At 24.6% G+C, this 23,035-nt stretch carries 28 protein-coding genes and 1 pseudogene; 8 read left to right on the top strand and 21 right to left on the bottom strand.

What is annotated here, in order from left to right:
* Nucleotides 1-52: 52 nt before the first annotated feature.
* The 8 genes from cas5b to IC218_RS18950 all read right to left on the bottom strand — a co-directional run bounded on the left by cas5b (nucleotide 53) and on the right by IC218_RS18950 (nucleotide 6,562).
* Nucleotides 53-805, bottom strand: a complete 753-nt coding sequence (cas5b, locus tag IC218_RS18920; RefSeq protein WP_227825226.1) for a type I-B CRISPR-associated protein Cas5b — start codon at nucleotides 803-805, stop codon at nucleotides 53-55.
* A 2-nt stretch (nucleotides 806-807) separates the two neighbouring features.
* Nucleotides 808-1,785 carry a type I CRISPR-associated protein Cas7 gene (locus IC218_RS18925; protein WP_227825227.1) on the bottom strand — a complete coding sequence of 326 codons (978 nt, stop codon included), beginning with the start codon at nucleotides 1,783-1,785 and terminating at the stop codon, nucleotides 808-810.
* Nucleotides 1,786-1,943: 158 nt separating this feature from the next.
* Nucleotides 1,944-3,623, bottom strand: coding sequence for a hypothetical protein (locus tag IC218_RS18930; RefSeq protein WP_227825228.1), 1,680 nt, complete (start codon nucleotides 3,621-3,623; stop codon nucleotides 1,944-1,946).
* Between the two features lie 74 nt (nucleotides 3,624-3,697).
* Entirely contained in the window at nucleotides 3,698-4,384 is a 687-nt protein-coding gene (locus IC218_RS18935; RefSeq protein ID WP_227825229.1) for a CRISPR-associated protein Cas6, read from the bottom strand.
* A gap of 102 nt (nucleotides 4,385-4,486) precedes the next feature.
* Nucleotides 4,487-4,948 carry a hypothetical protein gene (locus tag IC218_RS18940; RefSeq protein WP_227825230.1) on the bottom strand — a complete coding sequence of 154 codons (462 nt, stop codon included), beginning with the start codon at nucleotides 4,946-4,948 and terminating at the stop codon, nucleotides 4,487-4,489.
* Nucleotides 4,949-5,037: 89 nt separating this feature from the next.
* On the bottom strand, nucleotides 5,038-5,160 hold the full coding sequence (locus IC218_RS22035) for a hypothetical protein (RefSeq protein ID WP_255616443.1): 123 nt from the start codon (nucleotides 5,158-5,160) through the stop codon (nucleotides 5,038-5,040).
* 246 nt (nucleotides 5,161-5,406) lie between these two features.
* Complete coding sequence (locus IC218_RS18945; RefSeq protein ID WP_227825231.1) at nucleotides 5,407-5,742, bottom strand: ASCH domain-containing protein; 336 nt, start codon at nucleotides 5,740-5,742, stop codon at nucleotides 5,407-5,409.
* A 229-nt stretch (nucleotides 5,743-5,971) separates the two neighbouring features.
* Entirely contained in the window at nucleotides 5,972-6,562 is a 591-nt protein-coding gene (locus IC218_RS18950; RefSeq protein WP_227825232.1) for a prepilin peptidase, read from the bottom strand.
* A gap of 230 nt (nucleotides 6,563-6,792) precedes the next feature.
* Between IC218_RS18950 and IC218_RS18955 the strand changes: the two genes are divergently transcribed.
* The 5 genes and pseudogenes from IC218_RS18955 (at nucleotide 6,793) to IC218_RS18975 (ending at nucleotide 10,648) form a co-directional block, all read left to right on the top strand.
* The gene (locus IC218_RS18955; protein ID WP_227825233.1) at nucleotides 6,793-7,302 is read left to right on the top strand and encodes a hypothetical protein; all 510 of its coding nucleotides are present in this window, start codon (nucleotides 6,793-6,795) and stop codon (nucleotides 7,300-7,302) included.
* Between the two features lie 220 nt (nucleotides 7,303-7,522).
* Nucleotides 7,523-7,690 (top strand): annotated as a pseudogene (locus tag IC218_RS18960) (IS607 family transposase); the annotation flags it as partial.
* Complete coding sequence (locus tag IC218_RS18965) at nucleotides 7,662-8,825, top strand: RNA-guided endonuclease InsQ/TnpB family protein (RefSeq protein WP_227825234.1); 1,164 nt, start codon at nucleotides 7,662-7,664, stop codon at nucleotides 8,823-8,825. The pseudogene IC218_RS18960 and the gene IC218_RS18965, both read left to right, overlap by 29 nt.
* Nucleotides 8,826-8,939: 114 nt before the next feature.
* Nucleotides 8,940-10,001, top strand: coding sequence for a coiled-coil domain-containing protein (locus IC218_RS18970; RefSeq protein WP_227825235.1), 1,062 nt, complete (start codon nucleotides 8,940-8,942; stop codon nucleotides 9,999-10,001).
* A 356-nt stretch (nucleotides 10,002-10,357) separates the two neighbouring features.
* Entirely contained in the window at nucleotides 10,358-10,648 is a 291-nt protein-coding gene (locus IC218_RS18975) for a hypothetical protein (protein ID WP_227825236.1), read from the top strand.
* Between the two features lie 43 nt (nucleotides 10,649-10,691).
* On the opposite strand, the gene nrdJ is transcribed toward IC218_RS18975, so the two are convergent.
* From nrdJ to IC218_RS19020, 9 genes are all read right to left on the bottom strand, one after another.
* Nucleotides 10,692-12,812, bottom strand: coding sequence for a ribonucleoside-triphosphate reductase, adenosylcobalamin-dependent (gene nrdJ / locus IC218_RS18980; RefSeq protein WP_227825237.1), 2,121 nt, complete (start codon nucleotides 12,810-12,812; stop codon nucleotides 10,692-10,694).
* Between the two features lie 138 nt (nucleotides 12,813-12,950).
* Complete coding sequence (locus IC218_RS18985) at nucleotides 12,951-13,535, bottom strand: DUF1653 domain-containing protein (RefSeq protein ID WP_227825238.1); 585 nt, start codon at nucleotides 13,533-13,535, stop codon at nucleotides 12,951-12,953.
* A 28-nt stretch (nucleotides 13,536-13,563) separates the two neighbouring features.
* Nucleotides 13,564-13,764: a hypothetical protein gene (locus IC218_RS18990; protein WP_227825239.1), complete on the bottom strand. Its 201-nt coding sequence runs from the start codon at nucleotides 13,762-13,764 to the stop codon at nucleotides 13,564-13,566.
* Nucleotides 13,765-14,463: 699 nt separating this feature from the next.
* Nucleotides 14,464-14,766 (bottom strand): hypothetical protein, encoded by a 303-nt coding sequence (locus IC218_RS18995; RefSeq protein ID WP_227825240.1) that lies wholly within the window; start codon nucleotides 14,764-14,766, stop codon nucleotides 14,464-14,466.
* A gap of 21 nt (nucleotides 14,767-14,787) precedes the next feature.
* A complete protein-coding gene (locus tag IC218_RS19000) occupies nucleotides 14,788-15,354 on the bottom strand; it encodes a hypothetical protein (protein ID WP_227825241.1) in 567 nt (188 codons plus the stop codon).
* A 167-nt stretch (nucleotides 15,355-15,521) separates the two neighbouring features.
* Nucleotides 15,522-15,848, bottom strand: a complete 327-nt coding sequence (locus tag IC218_RS19005) for a DUF4116 domain-containing protein (RefSeq protein ID WP_227825242.1) — start codon at nucleotides 15,846-15,848, stop codon at nucleotides 15,522-15,524.
* A gap of 233 nt (nucleotides 15,849-16,081) precedes the next feature.
* A complete protein-coding gene (locus tag IC218_RS19010) occupies nucleotides 16,082-16,441 on the bottom strand; it encodes a helix-turn-helix domain-containing protein (protein WP_227825243.1) in 360 nt (119 codons plus the stop codon).
* 628 nt (nucleotides 16,442-17,069) lie between these two features.
* A complete protein-coding gene (locus IC218_RS19015; protein ID WP_227825244.1) occupies nucleotides 17,070-17,321 on the bottom strand; it encodes a hypothetical protein in 252 nt (83 codons plus the stop codon).
* 79 nt (nucleotides 17,322-17,400) lie between these two features.
* The gene (locus tag IC218_RS19020) at nucleotides 17,401-17,820 is read right to left on the bottom strand and encodes a hypothetical protein (protein ID WP_227825245.1); all 420 of its coding nucleotides are present in this window, start codon (nucleotides 17,818-17,820) and stop codon (nucleotides 17,401-17,403) included.
* A gap of 303 nt (nucleotides 17,821-18,123) precedes the next feature.
* On the opposite strand from IC218_RS19020, the gene IC218_RS19025 reads away from it, so the two are divergent.
* Nucleotides 18,124-18,375, top strand: coding sequence for a hypothetical protein (locus IC218_RS19025; RefSeq protein ID WP_227825246.1), 252 nt, complete (start codon nucleotides 18,124-18,126; stop codon nucleotides 18,373-18,375).
* Nucleotides 18,376-18,457: 82 nt separating this feature from the next.
* Here IC218_RS19025 and IC218_RS22340 read toward each other — a convergent pair whose 3' ends face one another.
* A complete protein-coding gene (locus tag IC218_RS22340; protein WP_227825247.1) occupies nucleotides 18,458-19,282 on the bottom strand; it encodes a DUF4116 domain-containing protein in 825 nt (274 codons plus the stop codon).
* Between the two features lie 194 nt (nucleotides 19,283-19,476).
* Between IC218_RS22340 and IC218_RS19035 the strand changes: the two genes are divergently transcribed.
* On the top strand, nucleotides 19,477-19,785 hold the full coding sequence (locus IC218_RS19035; protein ID WP_227825248.1) for a hypothetical protein: 309 nt from the start codon (nucleotides 19,477-19,479) through the stop codon (nucleotides 19,783-19,785).
* Nucleotides 19,786-19,929: 144 nt separating this feature from the next.
* Here the strand turns inward: IC218_RS19035 and IC218_RS19040 are convergent, their stop codons facing one another.
* From IC218_RS19040 to IC218_RS19050, 3 genes are all read right to left on the bottom strand, one after another.
* Nucleotides 19,930-20,556: a DUF4116 domain-containing protein gene (locus tag IC218_RS19040; RefSeq protein ID WP_227825249.1), complete on the bottom strand. Its 627-nt coding sequence runs from the start codon at nucleotides 20,554-20,556 to the stop codon at nucleotides 19,930-19,932.
* Between the two features lie 310 nt (nucleotides 20,557-20,866).
* Complete coding sequence (locus IC218_RS19045; RefSeq protein ID WP_227825250.1) at nucleotides 20,867-21,346, bottom strand: DUF4116 domain-containing protein; 480 nt, start codon at nucleotides 21,344-21,346, stop codon at nucleotides 20,867-20,869.
* A 233-nt stretch (nucleotides 21,347-21,579) separates the two neighbouring features.
* Nucleotides 21,580-21,882, bottom strand: a complete 303-nt coding sequence (locus IC218_RS19050; RefSeq protein ID WP_227825251.1) for a hypothetical protein — start codon at nucleotides 21,880-21,882, stop codon at nucleotides 21,580-21,582.
* 241 nt (nucleotides 21,883-22,123) lie between these two features.
* On the opposite strand from IC218_RS19050, the gene IC218_RS19055 reads away from it, so the two are divergent.
* Entirely contained in the window at nucleotides 22,124-22,990 is an 867-nt protein-coding gene (locus tag IC218_RS19055; RefSeq protein ID WP_227825252.1) for a DNA methyltransferase, read from the top strand.
* Nucleotides 22,991-23,035: the final 45 nt, after the last annotated feature.

Below are 23,035 nucleotides of genomic sequence, written 5' to 3' on the forward strand. Positions count from 1 at the left end.
TAAAAAAGCTTAGTGATAGGGGACACTAAGCTTTTTATATTTAATCAGAACTCTATATAAAATATAAAACTTTATCTCCACAATAAAATAAATCTTCTTTGCTTTTTAAAACATCTATATTTGAAAATGTTAATGATTTAATGCTATATTGGTTCAACATAAAATCTGTACCATCAATTTTTCTATCATCTATGCTTATTGGCATAGAATCTTTGAATAAATACAATTTTTCATTCAATAAAATTTCATCTTCATCTAAAACAACATTATCTGAAATAAAAAAACTATCAATCTTACTTAACTCTTTTGAAAATTCTCCATTTAATATCTCTACTTCATTTAAATCTGCAAACAAATGGTTTCTTCCTAAAAATGGGTAAAAAACAGCACTTCTATTAAGAATATATTTTTTAATTTTATTATAATATTCTCCATCACCTAATATATATATATCCCATGAAGGGTTTATTAATATCTCATAGTTAATTAAATAAGTTGCTCCAACATTAGGGCTAATTTTATTTGAAAATCCAGATGTATCTGCTACAACATCTACACATTTATTAAAATTTAATCTCTTTGGTACAATAGCTATCTTCAAATCTTTTAGTAACTTATAAAATTTTGGCAATTCCTTTTTTCTTTTATAACCTGTGTTATCTATACCTATTATAGCTCCTAACATACCCAACAGTGTTACCTTGTGTATATGAGGATATGTCTGAATAATAGAAGATGAGTTATATGTTGGTTTAGAAAAAGAAGCTCCTTGCCCTTTTAAATTAAATTTTAAGACTTCCTTCATAATTAATTTTTCTCCATAAAATCTATTTTTATTGTGCTAAGTATATTGTTAATACTGGTTCTACTTTTTAAAGAATCTATAGGGAATTTTAATATTGTATCTGTAGGATTATAATAAATTTCTATGTCTTCAATGTCTTCATCAATTGAAAGTAAGTCTTGAGCTAATAGGGTGATATCTATAACATTCCTTTTTTCATCTTTATAAAAAGATACCTTATTAGATATATTTCCAAGATAAGCAACAGAATCTTCTTTCAGTTTTATAAAAATCGCAAATTCATTATAACATCCTTTTTTAGAAACCGAATTTAAACTATTTGCACAATTTAAAGAAGCTTCTTTAAACAAATTATAATTATTTTCATTAAAACACTCAAGTTCAGGGTCTAATTCCATCATTTCTTTATTAACAAGTGGATTAATTATAAAATCATAGAAGTAGTGCCCCTCTGTTAAATAAGCTCTTGAACCTAATGTTGTTTGTCTATTTTCTATTTCCTCATTTGTTTCCTTATTAATTTTACCTTTTGGATTTTGAAAAGGAGACAACATCCTTTCTCTTACAACTTCCGAATCCTCATATTTATTTACACCTGTACCAAATTGTATTGTTCCATAATAATTCCTATTAAACCCTTTTACTGCAAATACTCCTCCAAAGCAAGACACATCTATATATTTAAATAACTCTCTTTGTATCTCTATTTCGCTTAATTTATTAATATTCTCTACTTTTTGTTCAAGCCTTTTTTCTAAACTTCTTGGTACTAAACCTTTATTTTTTTTATCTACTACATAAGACCTCATATAAAACACATCTATCCCTTTTGTATTCCAGTAGTTTCTAAATAAGTATTTAATACTAAAGGGACTTGCAGTAAATTCTTCTCCATGTCGTACTGGATTTCCAGTCATATCTGCATTTATATTTGCATTATTTAACCCTATTCCTATCATCCCAAAAACTCTATTTTTCATATATATATTATGTTATATAAAAGAAGCAGTATATTACCCCTTTTATATAACTCTCCTTCCTTTTTAATTATTTAATCCTATACCTTAGCTATATCCAGTAATTTTTTAAGATATAGAGTACTCTTTTTCTAATTTATCAATTGTTATTTATAGGTTAGTTAACATTTTATATAATTTATGTTCTCCCCAAATAATCCAGAGTGAAAATAATATTTATAAATCCCTTTTATTTTTATATTTTGACTTTCTTTATATAAAAGTAACTTACTATATAATCTATTAGCAAAATTGTTCCCTAAAGGGATATTGTGTAAATAAGTTTCATATCCATCAATCATTTTTTCTTTTAATTGATTTGAGTCTCTTAAAGACAATATGTTTTGTATATAATCATTTGTTTTTGAAGAAAATGTACCTGTCGTATTTATCCAATATAATAGTTGGGCACTTACAAAGAAAAATTCTTCATCGCTTTCAATTTCATATTCATATTCTTTACCTTTTTTAGCACTTATTAGTTTATCCCAGATTTTCTTTAAATTACTTGGCATTTCTTTATATCCTCCTTCTTTATACAAAGTCATTAAAATACTAATCATAAAATCAATCTTTTTTCTAATTCTTTCTAAAGAGGATTTGTTTAAGTCTTTTTCATTTTTAATTCCTTCCAAATACATATAAAAAACTATTTTTTCAATTTCTTTATTGATTGAAATATCTTTATCCTCTATAAAGTAATATGTCAGTAAATCTTTATTTGATATAATAGATTGGGCTAAATCTAAATTGCCTAATCTGTTAATAAAGTCATTATAATTATCTTTTTTAAGAGATAAAGCTTTTTCTAATGTCATATTATTTACTCCATTTTTTATTTGCAAAGCTTCATCTATTTTTTTTAATAAATTTTTTCTATCTATATTTAAATTAATTATATTTTCATTAGAAAACATAGATTGCAGTATTATAGATTCTTCAAAATCTAAACACTTATTACTATAGTCTGCTTTCATTTCAATACTTACTATTTCATTAGATTTATCATTTGCATTATTACCAATCTCTAACTCTAATTCAAGATCATTAAAAACTTTATCATTATTAAGAAGTTCATTTATAGAACTATTTTTTATTTTTAATAAAGACAATAGCAACATGCTATCTTCCAATGTCAATCTAAATAAAAAGTCATTATAAGGATTATTCGATAAGGTTGGTTTACCCTTGTTTAAATTTATACTAAAATGTGGTATCCCATATATCTGACCATCTACAACAACCTTGGTATCCTCTGAGATAAAACATTTTTTAGATACATAAGAATTATATGCTTCTTTATATAACTCTAAATCTTCATCTAAAAAAATAAATATTTTATCAGGAGTCTTACTATTAAAAGTTCCACAATCCTCCTCTATAGTATCAAAACATGCTTCAAAATGTGTGATAGTTTCTTCTATATTTAAACTATTATTATAATCTTCTTTCATCTTTTTAAAATGGCTATATAAAAAATCGCTAAATAATAAATTATTAAAAGTTTCTATTTTAAAAATTAAAGCATAAGGCGTGACTGAATGTATTTTTTTTCCAAGGCCTCTTTCTTGATTCAGACACTTATTTGCATTAATCATTCTTTCATAAAATATTCGTTGTTTAAAAAAAGGATATTCTTCATTTAATTGAAAATTTTTCTCATCATCGTTTATAAAAGATACAATACTACCATCTTTTTTTATCTTATAATAACAACCTTTTGGGACAATAGCATGTTTTATTAAAATATCATCCCCATAAGCTTCCTTTAGCTTCTTTAGTCTATTAATAACCTCTTGCATAAGTAAAAATTTACTACTCAGTACATAATTCAATACATTTTTATGAGTAGACTCTCCTTTCTCTATATTCTTATCTATACACAAAACCCAAATGCAAGGCTATTTTTTTCTAAAAGACCAACACCCAATATAACAAAAGCCATCTCTTGGGATAATTCATCTGGTTTAATTTTTATCTTATATTTATTACCTATCACTAATGCATTTTTATAATTAAAACCAATAGAACTTCTATTTAAAAGTTCTACATTTTCAACGAAGTCATGAGGTTTTATATTATCATAATTTAACATATTATATTTTCTACAAGTGTTTCTTAGTATTCTTTCTTTTACTAAGTTTAAATCCATGGTACTCATATCTAATGTTATGTTATTTTTAATTTTAATAATCGCAGGAGTAATTGTGGTTAAATATCTAATGTCTTTATCTTTTTCTTTAAAATCATACCTCTTACCTAATACTGTAAAATATGGGTTCATTATAGTTCCTAATGAGTTAAAAAAAATATTTACTATATTTAAGTCCATAAATCTTATTTTTAATGTATATGCTTTATCTTTTTTATAAATTTTATCTTCTTCTATTGGAGTTAAAAAAGAATAATTATAAAGCTTGATCTTATTTTTATGATGATATTGTTTTGATTCTTTTGATCTTAAAAATTGATAATTCATGCCCTTACTTAGATATTCTGGAAGATTCACATACAATACGTCTTTTTCTAATTTTAGGAACAATTCTATTTCTAAATATCTCATTACTTCTCCTTCTTATTATTTTAATTTTATATTTTTATTATATGATTTTCGTTGAATATAGTCAACAGAAATTATACAATTCGTTGAATATAAAAAATATTTTCAATTCATTTTTATAATATTCATATTATTTAGTTCATCAAAACGGTATAATATAAGTTTATTATTGCTATTAAAAAATAAGACATACAAGTCAGTTACCAAAATCACTTTATAATTTTCTCCATTATCTTCTTGAGTTTTTATTACATATATGTCTCCTATAGAATATCCATCTTTTTTAAATAAAATATCAAATTCACCTGTATTAAACTTATTATCATAGATCTTTACTTTTTTATTGTTTTGAGTTAAAAAAACCATATCCATTAAATCTTTATATTCTTTTTTTTGCTTTCCCATATTTACACATAATACTTTGTCATTAGTAAGTTTTCTCTTTAACATGTAAACGTTTTTAGAGACTGAATTAAATGAATTATCACATATAGAATTAGCTTCTATAGCTATATATCCAAAGACTTCATCTGAATGGAATAAATTTATCATTTTATTTTTTGCCACTGAATACACCTCTTTAATAATTTTAATAGTATAAAAAATAGAATATTATCTATACATTTTAGACAATATCCTATTATGATTTAATTTATTTAATTTTGAACAAAATATTGTATTCTTCCAATTACAGTTTCACTACTTTCAATATTGTCAACTGGTGTTATTTCTACTTTTACACCATTAGAATAATATTTGCCTTTAGATAATACTCTCAAAACAATACCTTCCACCAAGACATCTTTTGTTTTAGCTCCTTGATCCTCTTTTTTTATGATTAAAACTCTATCTCCTACACTTACAAAACCAGGATACTTTGTGAAATTTGATCTATCTTCGAAATAATTTTTAGGCAATAATAATTTTATTGAAATATCTTATATCTCAATAATACCTCCTTTCTATTTTTTATAATAAGTATACCATTTACGTTGTTTATAATCAATAAAATGTAATTAATTTTATTATATATTAATCCATACTACACATCCTTTTTTATGTTTATATTTAATACCACCTTTGTATTTAATAGGATTATGTAATTCCCATGCAAATATCTTTTTATATTTTATCTGTTCCCTTGAATATGGAACTTTGTGTTTATTTTTTAATTCTATATATTCTTCATCAGTTATTTCATAACTACTTACAATATCTACAGTCCCACATATAAGTCCTGTTCCACTTTTTATAATCCCTATAGTCCCTCTGACATTAGTATTCCTACTTCTTAATTCTAAAGTCTTTTCTCCACTTAAAATTAAATCAGCCCATTTTTCTTTTACTATTAAGCATTTCATATTACTACTCTCACTTTCTTTTAAAATTAAATGTATCTTTTATTAAATTAGAAATTTGTTATATTAAGTACTTTCACTATATATAATAACAAAATATAAAAAATGGTCACAGTATATTGTGTATTTCTAAAAAGGTAAAAATTTAGAGGGGATAAAGAAGATTTAATAAAATGTTTTAAAAGACTTTTATTAAGTCTTCTTTATTTTTATCCTTATTATATATTTGTACTTATATACAATTAATTAAAAATATAAGACATGTACTTATAGAGATTGCTGGTCCAAGAGGGAAATTATCTTTTAATTTTGCTTTTTTCAAAACAACTAAAAAAACAGACATTATTACTCCTAAAAAAACAGGATATACTAATAACTTAAAAATACTACTTGTATTAAAAAATAACCCTAAAGCTCCCATAAGCTTTATATCTCCTCCGCCTACCCCATTTGTAATAATTGCTATTACTAAATATATGGAGAATAAACTAAAACTGGAACCTAAATTATTTAAAATAAACATATTATGGTTAATGTAATTTTTATTTATAACTATTAGAACTAATCCATATATAAAAATTATAAATATAAGTTTATCTGGTATTTCTTTTACTTTTAAATCTATATATGAGATACTAATCAGCACTGGGATAATACAACTATACAAAATGGCATCTATTTTAAAATCTGCTACTCCAATAAAACTATAAACCAGTAATATAGATAAAATAAATACTACCTTAAATGAACAATTGTACTTTTTAAGTTCGTCAAAAGACACTTTAAAAAATAATAAAAAAAACACCCCTATAAAAAATAACAAGATTTAAATTCTCATCTCCAATCAATAGTATATTATTTATTATTATATAACAAAGCTTTTATATTTTATATATAAAATATTTGTCCATATTTTTTAATTTTAATTAAATATCTTATTATCAAAAAAAATGTACTACTAATATAATATAAATTTTTTTAAACCGTATAATATATTGTTTTAATAAAATAGTTTTTTAAAAAAAATTTTAATATACAAAGGAGAATGGGATTATGTCAAAGAATATATATGAAATAATGGATGAAATAAAAAGTCTTAGAACAAGTTTTATTAATAGAAAAAGTTCTCTTTCTAAAGAACTTGGTGTATTAAGTAAAAGAATAAATCAAATAGAAAAAATGATTGAGTTTAATAAAGATAAACTAAATAGTGAAAGAAAAGCAGAGTTGATTGATGAACTTTATATTTTGTTTGTAAAAAAAAGAAAAGTTAAAAGAGAGTTTAACGTCGCTATTAGAGTCGATGAAGATAATAAATTTTCATATAACATGCTTGGTTTTACTTTAAAGGGATATGATGATCTGTTAGAGAAATTAAAAATGATAGAGAAGAATAGATTGATGGATATAAGCCAATATGGAGTCTATGAAATAGATGTAGCGAATTATACACATGAGGACATCGAAAATAAAATTAAATATCTTAAACCAAAATACGACATGGTATTTTACAGTGAAGATGAATTAGTTATATATTATTATAATAGATGTGTTCCTATTTAAACTATATAGAATAACCCTTTTTTAAAGGGTTATTTTATATAGTGCAAAAAATCTATTTACTTTAAACAACTAATGTATTAAAATCTTATAAAAAATAAAAAGGAGGTAGTCTTTAGTTAATAAAAACATAGATAAATATAGTTGTTTATAGTAAATTATAGTCAAAAGGTGATTTGAAAAATCAAGTGGAGTTTCTTAGACAATATGCAAATGCTAAAGAGATATTATAGTTGTAAATAATGAAAGTCTTTCACCACAAGAAGAATTAGTTCAAGATATAATATCAATACTTCATATTTTTAGTTGTCACATATATGGATTAAGAAAATACAAGAAAAAGATTAGAGAGGATGAAGAAGTTGAAAAGAGCATACAAAATAGAAATTAATCCTACTACTGAACAAATTTCTAAAATACATCAAACGATTGGTGTTAGTAGATTTATATATAACTTCTATATTGCTCACAATAAAGAAATTTATGAAAGAGAAGGAAAATTTATCAGTGGAATTGATTTTTCTAAATGGTTAAATAATGAATATATTCCTAATAACCAAGATATGAAATGGATTAAAGATGTATCTTCTAAGGCTACAAAACAAGCTATTATGAATGGAGATAAAGCTTTTAAAGATTTCTTTAAAAAAACTAAAGGATTTCCTAAGTTCAAGAAAAAGAAAAATCAAGATGTTAAAGCTTATTTTCCAAAGAATAATAAAACTGATTGGACTATTGAAAGGCATAGGGTCAAAATACCTACTCTTGGTTGGGTAAGACTAAAAGAATTTGGATATATACCAACAAATTCAATAGTTAAAAGTGGTACAGTAAGTCAAAAATCTGATAGATACTATGTATCTATATTAGTTGAGGAAGATGATATTCAAGTATCTAAATGTACTAATGAAGGAATAGGTATTGACTTAGGAATTAAAGATTTTGCAATATGTTCAGATGGAAGTAAATTTAAAAATATAAACAAGACTTCAACTGTCAAAAAAGTTGAAAAGAAACTAAAAAGAGAGCAAAGAAAACTTTCAAGGAAATATGAAGGTTTTAAATTAAGAAATAAAAATATAAAGGAAGGAGTAGCTACTCGTCAAAATATTCAAAAGCAAGTAGTCAAAGTACAAAAACTTCATCAAAGATTGACTAATATAAGAACTGATTATATTAATAAAACATTATTTCAGGTAATAGAGCAAAAACCAAGCTATATAACTATTGAAGATTTAAATGTTAGTGGAATGATGAAGAATAAGCATTTATCAAAGGCTATATCAAGTCAAAAGTTTTTTGAATTTAGAACTAAACTAACCGCTAAGTGTAAACAAAATAATATAGAACTTAGAGTAGTTGATAGATGGTATCCATCATCAAAGACTTGTAGCCAATGTGGAGAGGTTAATAAAGGTTTAAAACTTAAAGATAGAGTGTACAAATGTGAATGTGGATTATCTATTGATAGAGATTTAAATGCAAGTATTAATCTTAAAAATGCTAAAAAATATAAGATAGCTTAAAAGCACTTATATATGTACGGAGGGCTAACTTCGGAATTTAAGCCTTTGGAGAACTATACCAAATCGTAGTAGCTTAGGCAAGGCGAGGTCCAGTGAAGAAGGAAAAATCTCGATATGGATATATTTGACCATATTTTGAGTAGCAGGCTTATATCTATATTAAAATATAAAATAGTTTTATTTATATTGACCTTTTCAGTTTTATTTTCTTGTATTGAAAGAAATGCTTTTGCTGTTACTCCAAATTTAGATTATGAACAACAAAGAATTAAATTGAATAAAGATATTACAAGTTCAGAAAATAAACTCAGCGAGATAGATAATACAATTAAAAACATTAAAAATTCTATAAAAACAAATACAGGAAATTTAAATATAGTGAAATCTAAATATAAAGTAAAAAAAGATATAAATACCTATAAGTTTAAAAACTTAAGTAAAGACAACTTAGATATATTAGAGCTTGTATTAAAGAGTAATTCTTTAAGTGAGCTAATGAATAATTTAGACATAATGACCAAACTATTTGTGGTTAATAATAAATCTTTAAATGACTTAAACGAAAAAGAAAAACAACTAATTGAACTCCAAGAGTTAAACTTAACAAAATTAGAAAACGCTAATAAAGATAAAAAAGATGAAGAAGAAAAATTAAAATCATTGAAAACCGAACTTTTAAAATTAAAAGAAATAATAGAGAGAAAGCCCAATGAAAAGATTTCTTTTAATCCAGAAAATTTGTTAGAAAAAAGCAATGTTTCTATTGAAGATTTATATAGAGCATTAGAAGGAACAGCTCTTTATGAATTGGCTCCAATATACGTTGAAGCAGAAAATATCTATGGAGTAAATGCTATCTTTTTAGCTTCACTTACAGCTCAAGAAAGTGCCTGGGGAACAAGTCAAAGAGCAATCAATGATAACAATCTAACAGGATTTGGAGTATATTCTCCATCAAGTAATGGAATAAATTCAAATACAAAGAGAGACAATATATTAAAAACAGCTAAAACCTTAAAAGAGAAATATCTTACTGTTGGTGGTGTTTATTATAATGGATTATCCATACATGGTGTAAATACTATGTATTGTATGCTACCATTTGGAGGTCCAGATTATAATTGGAGCAGTAGCATCACTAAAATTGGTAATTTACTAATAGACAAAATGCAATAATAAAAGAACTGCTAAAAGCAGTTCTTTTTATATTAAATATTTCCACTAAGTAAATATGCACAACCAAAAACTACAACTAACATTAAAAAACAACTTAATTTAAATATAATAGTAATATTTTTTCTTTTCTCCATCAATTCCCTCCTTTCTATTTTTTATAAAAAATTTTTATTTCATTTTTATTGACAAATAAAGGAATATAATTATATTATTATAGTAAATAATCTATTATAATTCAAGTCTGAAATTAGATTAGTATTATTTTTTCATTCAAATAAATTCAATAACAGGTGCTTCTCTAAAGCATATAATTATATGCTTTAAGGAGATTCATATATAAAAAGAGGGTGCGTTTTATGTTCTTAAAGGAAATTATAAATAATGTAAATTTTTTAAAAGGAAATGCAGAAGCTACAATTTCGTCGAATGTTTTAGAGTTTATAATAAGTGCATTATTTATTATAGTAGTTATTTCTCTATTGCTTAGATTAATTAGCTTTATTATATCAATACTTAAAATAGCTTTTTATTTTGTTAATAAAAATGTTAAAATCCTAATAAAAAAAGTTAAAACAAATAACTTCAACAATATTAGTTTTAATAAAGAATCTTCTAATGTAATATATTTTAATAATTATAAAAAATAACTATAAGGCTGTCTTTAATTTTCAATAGAGACAGCCTTATTAATTATCTTATTGGACATGCTCCAGAAGTACAAGCACTTTCATATATATCTTGTTCTTCAAATGAATCTGATTCTAACAACCTTAAATAATCATTATTTATAGGTTTTATATCTTTTAATCTTTTATAGTATTCTTCTTCACTTATTTTTTCAAATGGCATAAGAGGATAAGTTTCTTCTGCTAATGGTAAGAAAGTTATTCCAACTATAGAATTAAAATTCTCATAAACCCATTTTGATACAATCTCCCATTCTTCTTCTCTAACATGTACTGTAATGCTTGTATTGTGGTCTGTCCAATTTTCCATAGTTAACTTATATAATTCCAATTGTTCTAAAGCACTTACATTGTATTTAGTCTTACCTGCATAAGATTTTACTGGTATCTCTATCACCTTTATATTAGAACTTCCTATTTCATTAAAGATAGGAAATGAATTATATTCCTCTATAGCTTTATATAATGGGTCAGAGCTTGAGATTCTAACTCTTCTAACATAATATGGGGAATGAGAGAAATGGATTCCTGAACTGACTCCTGGTAAAGTCGAGATAGATCCTTCTGGTTTAATTGTTGTCATTAGATTGGGAGCTTCTATCCCTAACACTTTAGAATATCTTTTACCTTCATCATGGACAACATCTCTAAGAGTATTTAAAATTTCACCTAATTCTTTATAAGTCATATTAGTTAGATTAAACATGTCCATTATACCTGTAAGAGATACTCCTATTACTCTGTCTGACTTCATTACTTCATCCCATTCTTTAAGTTCTGCATCAATCAAAGTCATTCTTAAAGCAATTCGAACGGATAGCCTTAAAACCGATTTTAAAGCTTCTATGTCTAATTTATTGCTACTAATAAAGTTCACTAAGTTTGTAGTTGTTAAATTACAACAACTCTTTGATTTTAATAAGATTTCTCCACAAGGATTACAACCCTCAAAGTCACTTTTTCTTTTTAATGCATTCTCTCCATTTAGAAATCCTGGTTCTCCATTATTTTTTATAGACTCCATTATCTCCTTGATTTTGTCTATAGATGGCTTTTTTTGAAATAAAATTGAATTATTACTCATTCTTCTATGGCCAATACTCTCATCAATTAGAAAGTTCCCATTTTTGTCTATAGAATATATATCTTTCTTTGCATTTATTAAATCAACATCATCTGAGTCACATAATATAATAAGAGAACTTCTTCTAACTCCTCCACAAACAACATTTTCAGAGATTATAGTAGCTATATCCAAACAATTTACAGTAGAAAGTTTCTTTATACCTAAAGTAATGTTATTTATTTTTTTAAACATCACTAACAAAGATTCATGGCCTGAAGCTCTTCCTCCAAATCTTTTTAATGGTTCTCCTGCATCTCTTACATAAGAATAATTTATTATAATTTTCCTGATATCTTTATATGTATCTTCTGATATTATTTTGAAGTAATACCTTAAAGCCTCCACCCATCCTTCTTTAGAGTCTCCGACTTTAAGTTCTATAGTATCTGTATTAATAATATTTATAACAGTATTTTCTATTTCATCATATGGATTTTTTTCATTTTCTCCATTTAAGAAATTAAGATATCTCTTTTTTAATTCTTTTTTTCTAAAATTAGGGTCATGTATGTGTTCTACCTCTACTGCTTTAATGTTAGGAAGCTTATTTACTTCTGTCTTTGTTATCCTTAATCCAACACCACACCCAACCATTAGTAAGTAGAATAGATCCTCAAAAGATTCAAATGAATTTAAACTCATAAAACCACAATTATAGTTTGATAAAGGATATTTATCTACTATCTCAGTGCCACCCATATATAAAGTTCTTCCAGATGGGAATGTTTTTAAATTAAATAAATTATCATAAAAAAATTCTGCTTCTTCTTTTAACTCATTAAAAGATATTGTTTTATTGTGTTTTAATAGAAAGCTTTCTTCTAAACCTATGTTATATTCAACTACTCTTTTACATGTCTCATACCAAAGCTCTCGTCTTTTTAAATCATTTAAATATCTTGAATATGTTCTAAGGTAAACAAACTTACCAAGAACCCCCATTAAGTCTTCTTTATCCTTATATAAGGATAAAAATGAATCTGATATAAAGTTATTCATATATGTAAAAAACCTCCTTCATATTTTCGATAAAAAATTGCCCCTTGGAAGGAGGCAATTAATTTATCACTTTAATATATAATAAATAGTTTTATGATATTTATTCTTTATGTTAGTTTAATTATTACATATTTTATATTATTTAATTTCTTCAAATCTCCATTCTTGAAATTCAGGATATTTTAATCTATCTACATGAGATAAGAACATTTCTAAAGGCCTTGCATACACTTCATTTTTATCATATTCTAAAGATTTATATATAACTAACTCACAGTCAACTTGTTCTTCTGAATGGTAAAGATTTCCCATTTTATCTTTATGCATATATATATTTTTACCTGATTCTGTATGCTTTGAGATAAAAGAGCAATTATACAGTAAATAATGTCTACCTTCAGTTACTGGATCCCCTGAAAGAAGCTCTATTAAGCTTTTTTCATCCATCGGCTTACTTAAGCCTATAGTTGCGTAAAAATTACCTTTAAAATGTTTATAAATACAAGGATACTTTAGTATTCTTTCATTATTTAATTTATAATGATCTTGGTATCCTATTTCTATTAAATCTCTATATTTACCCAATAAACTTATATTAGTTATAATATCTTCACAAGAATCATGTCCCTCTATGTCTTCTTTTTCCAATTTATATTCTTGAAGCTTTCCCATTATATCAGTTATCCTTGACACTAAAAACTCTTTACTTTCTTCAAAAATCATATAATCCACCTCTCAAATTTATTATTAATTATCTCCATCCTAATGCTTGTGCTCCTTCGTCATAAAACTCAAACAAATCTTTTCTAATTTCTTCTAAAACTTCCCATAATTCTTTTTCACTTAATTTTTGTTTTCCCTTTTTAGGCTGTCCTTCTATATACATTTTTTCATTGAGATAGTAACCTAAAGATTCACATTCATTTATTAATTCTGGATAGCTACTTGCCATAACAACACCTCCATATATAATATATATATTCATTAACTATAAGTTAAACATAAAATCATCTAATATAGTATATATTTTATATAAATTTTACTATTTTTATTTTATATAGTCAACAAATTATTATATATTTTAAATTACAATACTATACTATCTTACTAATATAATTTTTTATTATAAATTCTGAAAGGAAGTGTATTTATTGTTAGATTTTTTTTATAGAAATATTAATACTTTAAATATTATATTAACTATAACTCTATATCTTTTAAATGGATATGGATTATATATGTTAAGCTTAAGGGCTAATATAAAGAGACCTTGGCTTGCTTTTGTTCCCATATTAGATGTTTTACCTTTACTTAAATTAGCGAGATTACCTAATTATGTATTTCTTATATTTATTTTACCAATGATAATAAACATTTTCTTTGTATTTACTCCATTATTATTAATAAATACAATTATTATGCTTTCTTTAAGTCTTTATGTTACATATAAGCTTTTATTAAATTATAATTGTAGTACTATAGAATTAGTTTTATTGATGCTATTTACATTACTAACATTAGATTCAAGTTTTACTTATCTTTATATTTTGATTAGAGGATATCCTTACTCCCCGAAGTTAAAAGAAGATAATTAAAAAAGGTTGGACTTGAAAAAGAATCAAATTTCAAGTCCAACCTTTTATTTTTGTATTTAGTTATTATAAAAATCTTCTTCTAATTTTTTTATTGTCATATCCATAATTTTAATTATTTTAGCATCATATTTTTTACATCCCTCAATGAAGCATATGGTCCATTTGTCTATAACTTTTATTTCTTCCGTAGTTAGCTCTAATCGTTCTTTTATTGATTTAATCATTTCTACCATTGCTTTTGTACTTATATCATCATCTGTTGATTTGACTAATTCCAATAAATCATTTTTAAATAGATCCCACACTTTTCCTATTAAACTAATATTCTCTTTCATCTGAAATTCATCTAACACCTTCATCTCATATCCTCCAATTAAGATTTATTTACCTTTTTCATTATTTATTTGAACAACTTCATTTTTAACTTCTATTTTTTTACATAGTTCATTAATTGCATTACAACTCAATTTAAATTTACTTATATTTTCTATTGCCCAAATTAAGTAATTTGGATTCAAGTTAATTAATTTACCAATTTCTAAGCCTCTATACTTTCCAAAATCTATATTGGTCTCAATATCATAAATGCCACTAACAGGCTTTTCCACTTTATCAACTTCCACTGTTTTTTTATTAGAATTTTCTCTTTTAATTTCTAATGGGACATCTTTTATATATTCCCAACTATATACACCACTATTTGGGATTAATCTGCTTTCCCTCCATTTTTTGTCAGTCTGCCAATATGAACAAAACTCACCATTTTCAGTGGGAGTTCCATAAGCTTTGCCATATCCATTACCATCTGGTTCTACTTTATCTACAATTGCATATATATTTTTGTTAGACCAATTAGTTCGCTTCACCGCAAATGGTGTTTTCTTACCAATACTTTCCCATATATTAAAAATATTTAATCCCATTTTATCAACCTTACCTTTCCCCATATTTACATATCTTCTTAATCTAATTAGTTTAATATTTCTATATTCTTCTATGACAATTATTACATATGTTATTGGTCTTTAGTAACCCATTTTCTATTTTTTGTAAAAAAATAGATGATTCAAATAGAATCACCCTTTTTTAAATAGTTCTAAGATTAATAATTAAATTAAGCTATAGACTGTAAATATATATTTTTAGTCATATTTTTTACGAATAAAATAGCTTGATTGGTTTGTCTAATTGCCTCTATACAGATTTCTTCTGTTTGTTCTTCTATATACTCAAGTGCTAAGCCATCATTTCTTACAGCTTCTAAATATATATTGTTTTTCTGCTCCTTAGTTAAATTAAGTTCATCCCATCTTATATACAAAATTGCTTTTTTGTTGCTTCTCACTCCTTCTATACACATTTCATAACTTTGTTTATCAACATTCATCATGTATACCCCATCTTCTTTTACCATAGCCAAATCAAATTCATATTGAGTCATCCTCATTTCACTCCTTATTATTTTAATAATACTTTTTCATTTATTATATACAAAAACTTATTTTTTATTTTAATTTTATATTGTTTATAAAAAACGTTGCAAAATTATTTTTTAAATGATATACTTATATCATAATTACAATTAATTTTTTTATTTTAAATCAAAGAAGTGACCTCCTTAATTTTTTAAAAAGGAATGATAGATATCATTCCTTTTTTGATTTATAGCTATTTTCAATTTTCTTTTAATAGAATCTCCTTGATCTTTAACTTATCTTTCGTACTTAAATTTTTATAGTTTTTGAGAAAACAAAATAATAATTTTTTTTCTTCTGTTGTAACGTCTTTCATATTTATCTTAATCTTTGTAGCAGAATCACTTATTGCTTTTTTTAATTTTAGTTGTTCTTCACCATTAAGATTATATTTTTCTATCATTATATTTTCCCAACTTTTAGGAATACTTCTTTTCCCAGTTTCTACAGCAGACAAATAAGAGACAGTCACATTTAATTTTTCAGACATATCTCTAAGAATCTCCTCTTTTTCTATCCTTAATTTTCTCGAAAATTTACCAAACTCCGTAATATTCATAAATCATTCACCTCAAACTATTTTAATTTTTTCTAAGCATATATAGCCTTACTTTAATTTAGAAATTAACTATTAAATAAAAACTATTTCATCTTCTTACATGCTACCCAGAACTTCTTTGTACTCCCCTTTATAACTTGATACTACCTCTCTAATTTTTATTAGTATAAACTTAATTTTTATATACTCTGTTATAGATATAAAAAGCTTTATATATAATTGAATATACTTGAATCTGAGTTATATTAATGGTATAATATATATAATACTTAATAAAAAGTTTATCATTTTTTTATTTTAAATACCAAGATTTTAAAAGAGTTATATGAAATATTTTTTTTATATGATTTTAGTGGTAAGCAATTCCACTGCCTAATAAATAGGCATAAATTTCTTGGGTAGTCCTGTTTATTGGGCTTACAGGTAAAACAAAGCAATTGCTCCAGGGATAAAGTTAAGATAATTCAGTTTATCGTAAAGTGCGACGCACCTTTATCTTGAAGTATGGTCTGATAGGTATTCCTACGCATGCTTCACTATTATAAAATCGCTTTTATGGCGTTTAAGCGATTTTTTATTTTGTCATAAAAAAAAAGCTTCCTTTTATTTTAGGGAAGCTTTTTAATGTTTAAATGTTTAACCAAGCATTATTCTCTTCTTGATTACAATTTACATACATCCTGGCCACTTTATTTTGTTTAATAGCCTCTGAACAAATCTCTGGAGTTTTATTCTTTACATATTGTAGGTTTAAGCCATCCTCTTTTACTGCAACCATACAAATTTCATCAATTTCACTTTGAGTAAATCTATTTTTTTTAAAATCTACATCTTTTAATTTAACCTTTCCTTTTTTTAGGTCCATTATTATCTGATCCATAACATATCTCCTTGTCTTAAATTTTTTAATTAAATATATCCTTATTTATTTAATTCTTTTTATATAAACTTAAAACCTTTTAAATTGAAAGTTTTTCTACAAAATCAATATATATTTGTTTATTATATTTATCCATCTTGTAAATCATCTTCATAAATTCATCTCTTGAGATATTCTTTTTACATTCTATAGAAAATAGCCACTCTTCATTTTCTTTTATAGCTATTAACCCTTTACTCCTGTCTGTAGCCTTTAATTCTCTTACTTTGAATTTTTCTATATAATTATCTATTTTTTCATTATCTATAAAATAAATAGCACTTGCATTTGATATCAAGGCTTCTGTGCAAATTTTTATACTTTGCTCTTTTACAAAGTATAAGTATACTCCATTTTGTCTTACTGCTTCTAAACATATTTCTTCTGTTTGATTTTCAACCTCTTTTAAATACAATCCATTTTCTTTTACTTTTTTTAAATCAACTTCGTATTGTGACATATGTATTCTGCTACTCAAAATATGGTCAATTCTTATACTTTAACTACTTACTTTTTAATATTTTGACGAGTAGCTCCTCCTTCTTATATTTTATTGAAAGTTTTCTTTTCATCTGGACATATTATAAACTCTTTAATTACTAACTTAAAGAGTTTATCCCTATTCATAATAGTTTGTTTAGTATCTTTAAATTATACTTTAATTAAAAACATTATCTGTAAAATGATAAATATTTAAGAAACACAATATATTATATTATATTTTAGTTTATTTAAAAAATATTTTTAATTAGGGAGTGATAATATGAGATGTCCTATTTGTAATAAAGAAATGGCAGTTTCTGAATTATTTTTAAATCATGTAAGATGTAATTCTTGCCACTATGAGGAAGATAAAGAAAAAGTAGAAGTGATAAATAAAACAAAAAAATTTATAACAGAAAGGAATTTGAGTTATGTCAAATTAGAATTTTGGGATAAAAATGGGTATAATGAATATCCTTTAGACACAGATGTTGATATAATAGCTGAAATGTTGCTGGAAATGCTACAATAATCTTTTTAGGGTATTTATTTAATATTATATGTAATAAAAGAAAGCTATTTAATTTAAATAGCTTTCTTTTATTTTAAACACATTACTTACCAACTCTTTGTTTTAATGCAATCAAAGAGAGTTCTTCCGTTGGATTATTAACCCATAATAAAGCTAATCCGTTCTCCATCACTGCTTCTTTACACATTTCATCGAGTTGATTTTTTACAAACCTTAAGGCCAGTCCATTCTCTTTTACTGCTTCAAGGCATATCTCTGGAGTTTGTTCCTTTACATACTCAAGAGCTAAACCATTCTCTTTTACTGCCTCTAAACATACTTTTTCTGTTTGCTCTTTTACACTCGATAATAATAGCCCTCTTTGCTTAACTGCTTCAATACATAGTTCTTCTGTTTGCTCCTCTATCCACAATAAAGCTAAGCCTTCTTGTTTAACTGCTTTAATATATAAGTTGTATTTCTGTTTATCAGTTATACTCATATCATCCCACTTTATATATTTTAATGATACTCCCCATTTAGTTACAGCCTCTAAACATAATTTATAATTATGTTTTTTTATATACTCTAAAGATCTTGCATCTTTTCTTACTGCTCTTAAGCATATCTCATCTGTTTGATTTTCTATATATTTCAATGCCTTATTATTTTGCTTTAATGCTATTAAGCATAGTTCTGGGGTTTGTTCTTTTATATACCTAATAGCTAATCCATTTTCTTTTACTGCCTTAACAAATATATTATATTCTTGCTTTTTAGTAAGGTTTAATTCATCCCATTTAACAAAAGGTAAAGCATCTCCACATTCTCCTATCATTTCTAAGCACAGTTCATAGTTTTGTTTTATATTTTTTAGACAACAAGGCTCTTTTTTTATTCTTTCTAAATCAAGTTTTAATTGCTTCACTTTGCATCTCCCCTTTTAGCATCTAAGGTTATTTTAACATGGATGCACTATCTTTTTTAATACCTTTAGAAAATTAATATATTATTAACTAATATCATAATTAAAAATTATAAAGATTAAAGAAATTTACTATATTATATTAGCTTTTAAATGTTTATTTTAAAGAAAATATTTTAAATAGGAAGGTGTTTTTAATGAATTTTAATTATTTAATTTTTGCTAAGATAGGTAATAAGGTTATTAAATCTAATAAAATAGGGCAGATGGAGTTTAATTTTTTACAAAATTTTGTGGACTTTTTCAGTGATGATAATTTAGAAAAAGAAGAAATTAAAATTAGGAACAATGAATTTAAAAAGATAGAAAAAGATTTTTTTGACGATTGTAAGGAAATATTAAGATGTATTGGCACTTTAGAAGAGGTTCGAAATTTATATGATTTTTTTAATAAGATAAGAAAAACACAGCTCAAAGAGAATGAAATTGTTTTTTCTTTTGAATAAAATTTTTCAACTAAATTTAATGAACTAAAAGCTATCGATTAATTTAGAGGACTTCTTTATTAAAACTACCTTAAAAAAGGATTAAATATCTCTATTAAGGTAGTTTTTAATTAGTTACACTAAGAGCTTACTATTTAATTTACATCACTTCACAAGCCTATATACATATGGATTTTTAATTGCTTCTAAACGTATTTTGTCAATTTGGTAATCTTTTACAAATACTAAAGCATGTTCATCATTTCTTATTGCCTCTATACATATATTATAAGTTTGTTCTTCTACATACCATAAAGCTAATCCAGCCTGTTTTACCGCCTCAAGACATATCTTATCTGTTTGATTTTTTACATGCTTTAAAGCCATACCATTTTGTCTTACTGCCATTAAACACATTTCTTCTGTTTGCTCTACTATATACATAAGAGAATCTCCATTCTCTTTAACTGCCTCTAAACATATTGATTCTATTTGCTCTTTTGAAAATTTTCTCTTTAACTCATCCAATTTTATACATCTAATTGCTAAACCATCTTGTCTTACAGCTTCTAAACATATTTTAGGTGTTTTTTCTTTTATAAATTGTAATGCTAAACGGTCAGACCTCACCGCATTAAGATATATTTCATTAATTTGTTCTTTTGTTAAGTTTGATTTAATCTCATTTAAAGTCTTTTCGTCTTGCATTACTAATTCTAAGCATAATTCACTAAATTCTTCTTTTGATAATTTATTCTTTAATTTATCTAATATTATATTTTTATTTTTCATATAATTCTCCTATCCAGCTTTAATATTAATAATATAATAACATTTATATTGTTTATATTAAATATTTATTGTAAATTATATTTTATACAAATAAAAATACTTAATTTATTAATCAATTTAATTAATGTAAATAATATTGAGCTTTATTAATTAAAAACAAAAATCACTCTGACAAGAGTGATTTCGTCTTTCAAACTTATTCAGTTTTAAAATTATAATTATTTTATATTACATATATGGTAATTTCATTATATCATCAAATTTATTAGCCTTCAATATATTTTAATATTTTCAAAACTATCGGACTTCCCTACTTAAAAGTTAATTTAATAAGCATTCCTATTAAATCATTAGATGAAACTTTTAAATCCTTCCATCTAATAAAACTAAAAGCATTTATATTCTGGATAATTGCTTCTAAACATATTTCTTTAGTTTGATTATCTACATATTTTAGTGCATTCCCATTTTGTCTTACTGCTATTAAACAAAGTTCTGACATCTGTTCTTTTGAAAGTTCGTCACAATTTACATATCTAAGAGCTTTACCATCTTGTTTTACTGCTATCATACACATTTCTACTGTTTGCTCTTTTACATATTCAAGAGCTCCACCTTTTTGTTTTACTGCTATTAAACATAATTCTTCTGTTTGTTGTTCTACCCAGAGTAAGGCTAATCCATTTTCTTTTACAGCTTCAACACATATTTCATGGTCCTGTTTTATAATATTTCTTAAATAAAGACCATTTATCTTTACTCTTAATAAATCCTTATCTTTTTGAGTCATATCAACATTCTCCTTTTTAAAGTTTATAATTATAAAACATGTATTTTTATATTATATTTTTGTTTAATAATTTAATAATGATGATATTTATTAATTATATGAATTTAAATAATTTGGAGAATTTGTTGAAAAACCATTATCATGATATTTTTATTATGAAATAAAAATATTGTTACTTATATAAAATGTAGTATAAAAAGAGCTATCTAAATCGAAAGATAGCTCTTTTTATATTATTCAAATTGTTCTAAAAAATCAATATAGACTTGTCTATATAAGTTTACTCTGTGAACTGCATTATATCCACGATCTTCAGTGTATATTTTGTTAAGAAATACGCCTTTACTCATATCTTCCCACATCTCATCTAAGAAAAAGGAATTACAAAGAGTAAATAACCATTTACCATTTTCTTTAATAGCAATTACATCTCTAATTTCTTCTTTAGCTTCTTCATATTCAATATTGCTAAATATAAATTTATATTTACTTTTTATCTGTTTTAATCCATTTAAATATTTAATGTCATCAAACATAATAAAGTATATTTATACACTAAAAACAAAGTTTATTTTTATAAATTAATAATTATATTATGTGTTTTATTGCTTATATAAAATATTGAGATATGATTTATATAGTGATATAATTAATTATAGGAAAGATATAGTTATTAAAACTATATCTACTCATTTTTTAAGGTGAGATTTGTACAACTTTTAAGTCTTCGGGTTGGTTAGTTTAAAAAGATAAACATTAAAAAAGGAGCTATTAAAAATGGACAGTATTGTGAATTATAAAAATAGAGGTGATTTTGGCAAGAACAATTACAGGGGGAACACAAGTGGGAAAATTATCTTAGACTTAAACAAAATATATAAATTTGACAAAATTAGTGATTATATGGCTGGTTCTTTTACAACAAAAGATGTAGCAAATTATTTAAACATATCATCAAATTGCTATGATTTGAACACTGGATTTGATTTAATTGACGATGACATTAAAGAAAGAAATGAATTTATTTTTTGGCATCCCCCATATTGGAACATAATAAAATTTTCAGGAAATGTGTATGGAAATGAAATACTAAAAAATGATTTATCTCATATAAAAGATTACTATGAATTTATAAGGAAATTAAATTTTTGTTTAACAAAGCAATTTAACACTCTTGATAAAGGGGGTAGAATAGCTATTTTAATGGCAGATGTTAAAAAGAATAAGAAGCTTTATTCCATGCTATTAGATATGACTAAACTTGGTACTATAGAGCAAATTATTATAAAGAAACAAAATAATTGTACAAGTGATAATAAAATATATTCAAACAATAATTTTATAAAGATAGCTCATGAATATGTCTTGATATTAAGAAAAGATAATCCTCTTATAGTCCCTTTTAGCATAACTAAAACAGATGTTTTTGATATAAGGGATAGCCTAAAAATAACTTGGAAAGATTTAGTTGCAAATGTTTTAGAAAGTTTAAATAAAAAAGCTTGTCTAAATGAAATATACTCTAAAATAGAAGGACATAAAAAATGTAACTCAAATAAAAACTGGAAAGAAAAAATTAGACAAACACTTCAAGAGAATAAAATCTTTTACAGAATTGACAAAGGAGTATGGGGGTTATTTTAATTAATTCTTTAATACATGTATATAATAAAAAAACTATCTATTTTA

This window comes from Clostridioides sp. ES-S-0005-03 (assembly GCF_020658455.1).
Taxonomy (GTDB): domain Bacteria; phylum Bacillota; class Clostridia; order Peptostreptococcales; family Peptostreptococcaceae; genus Clostridioides.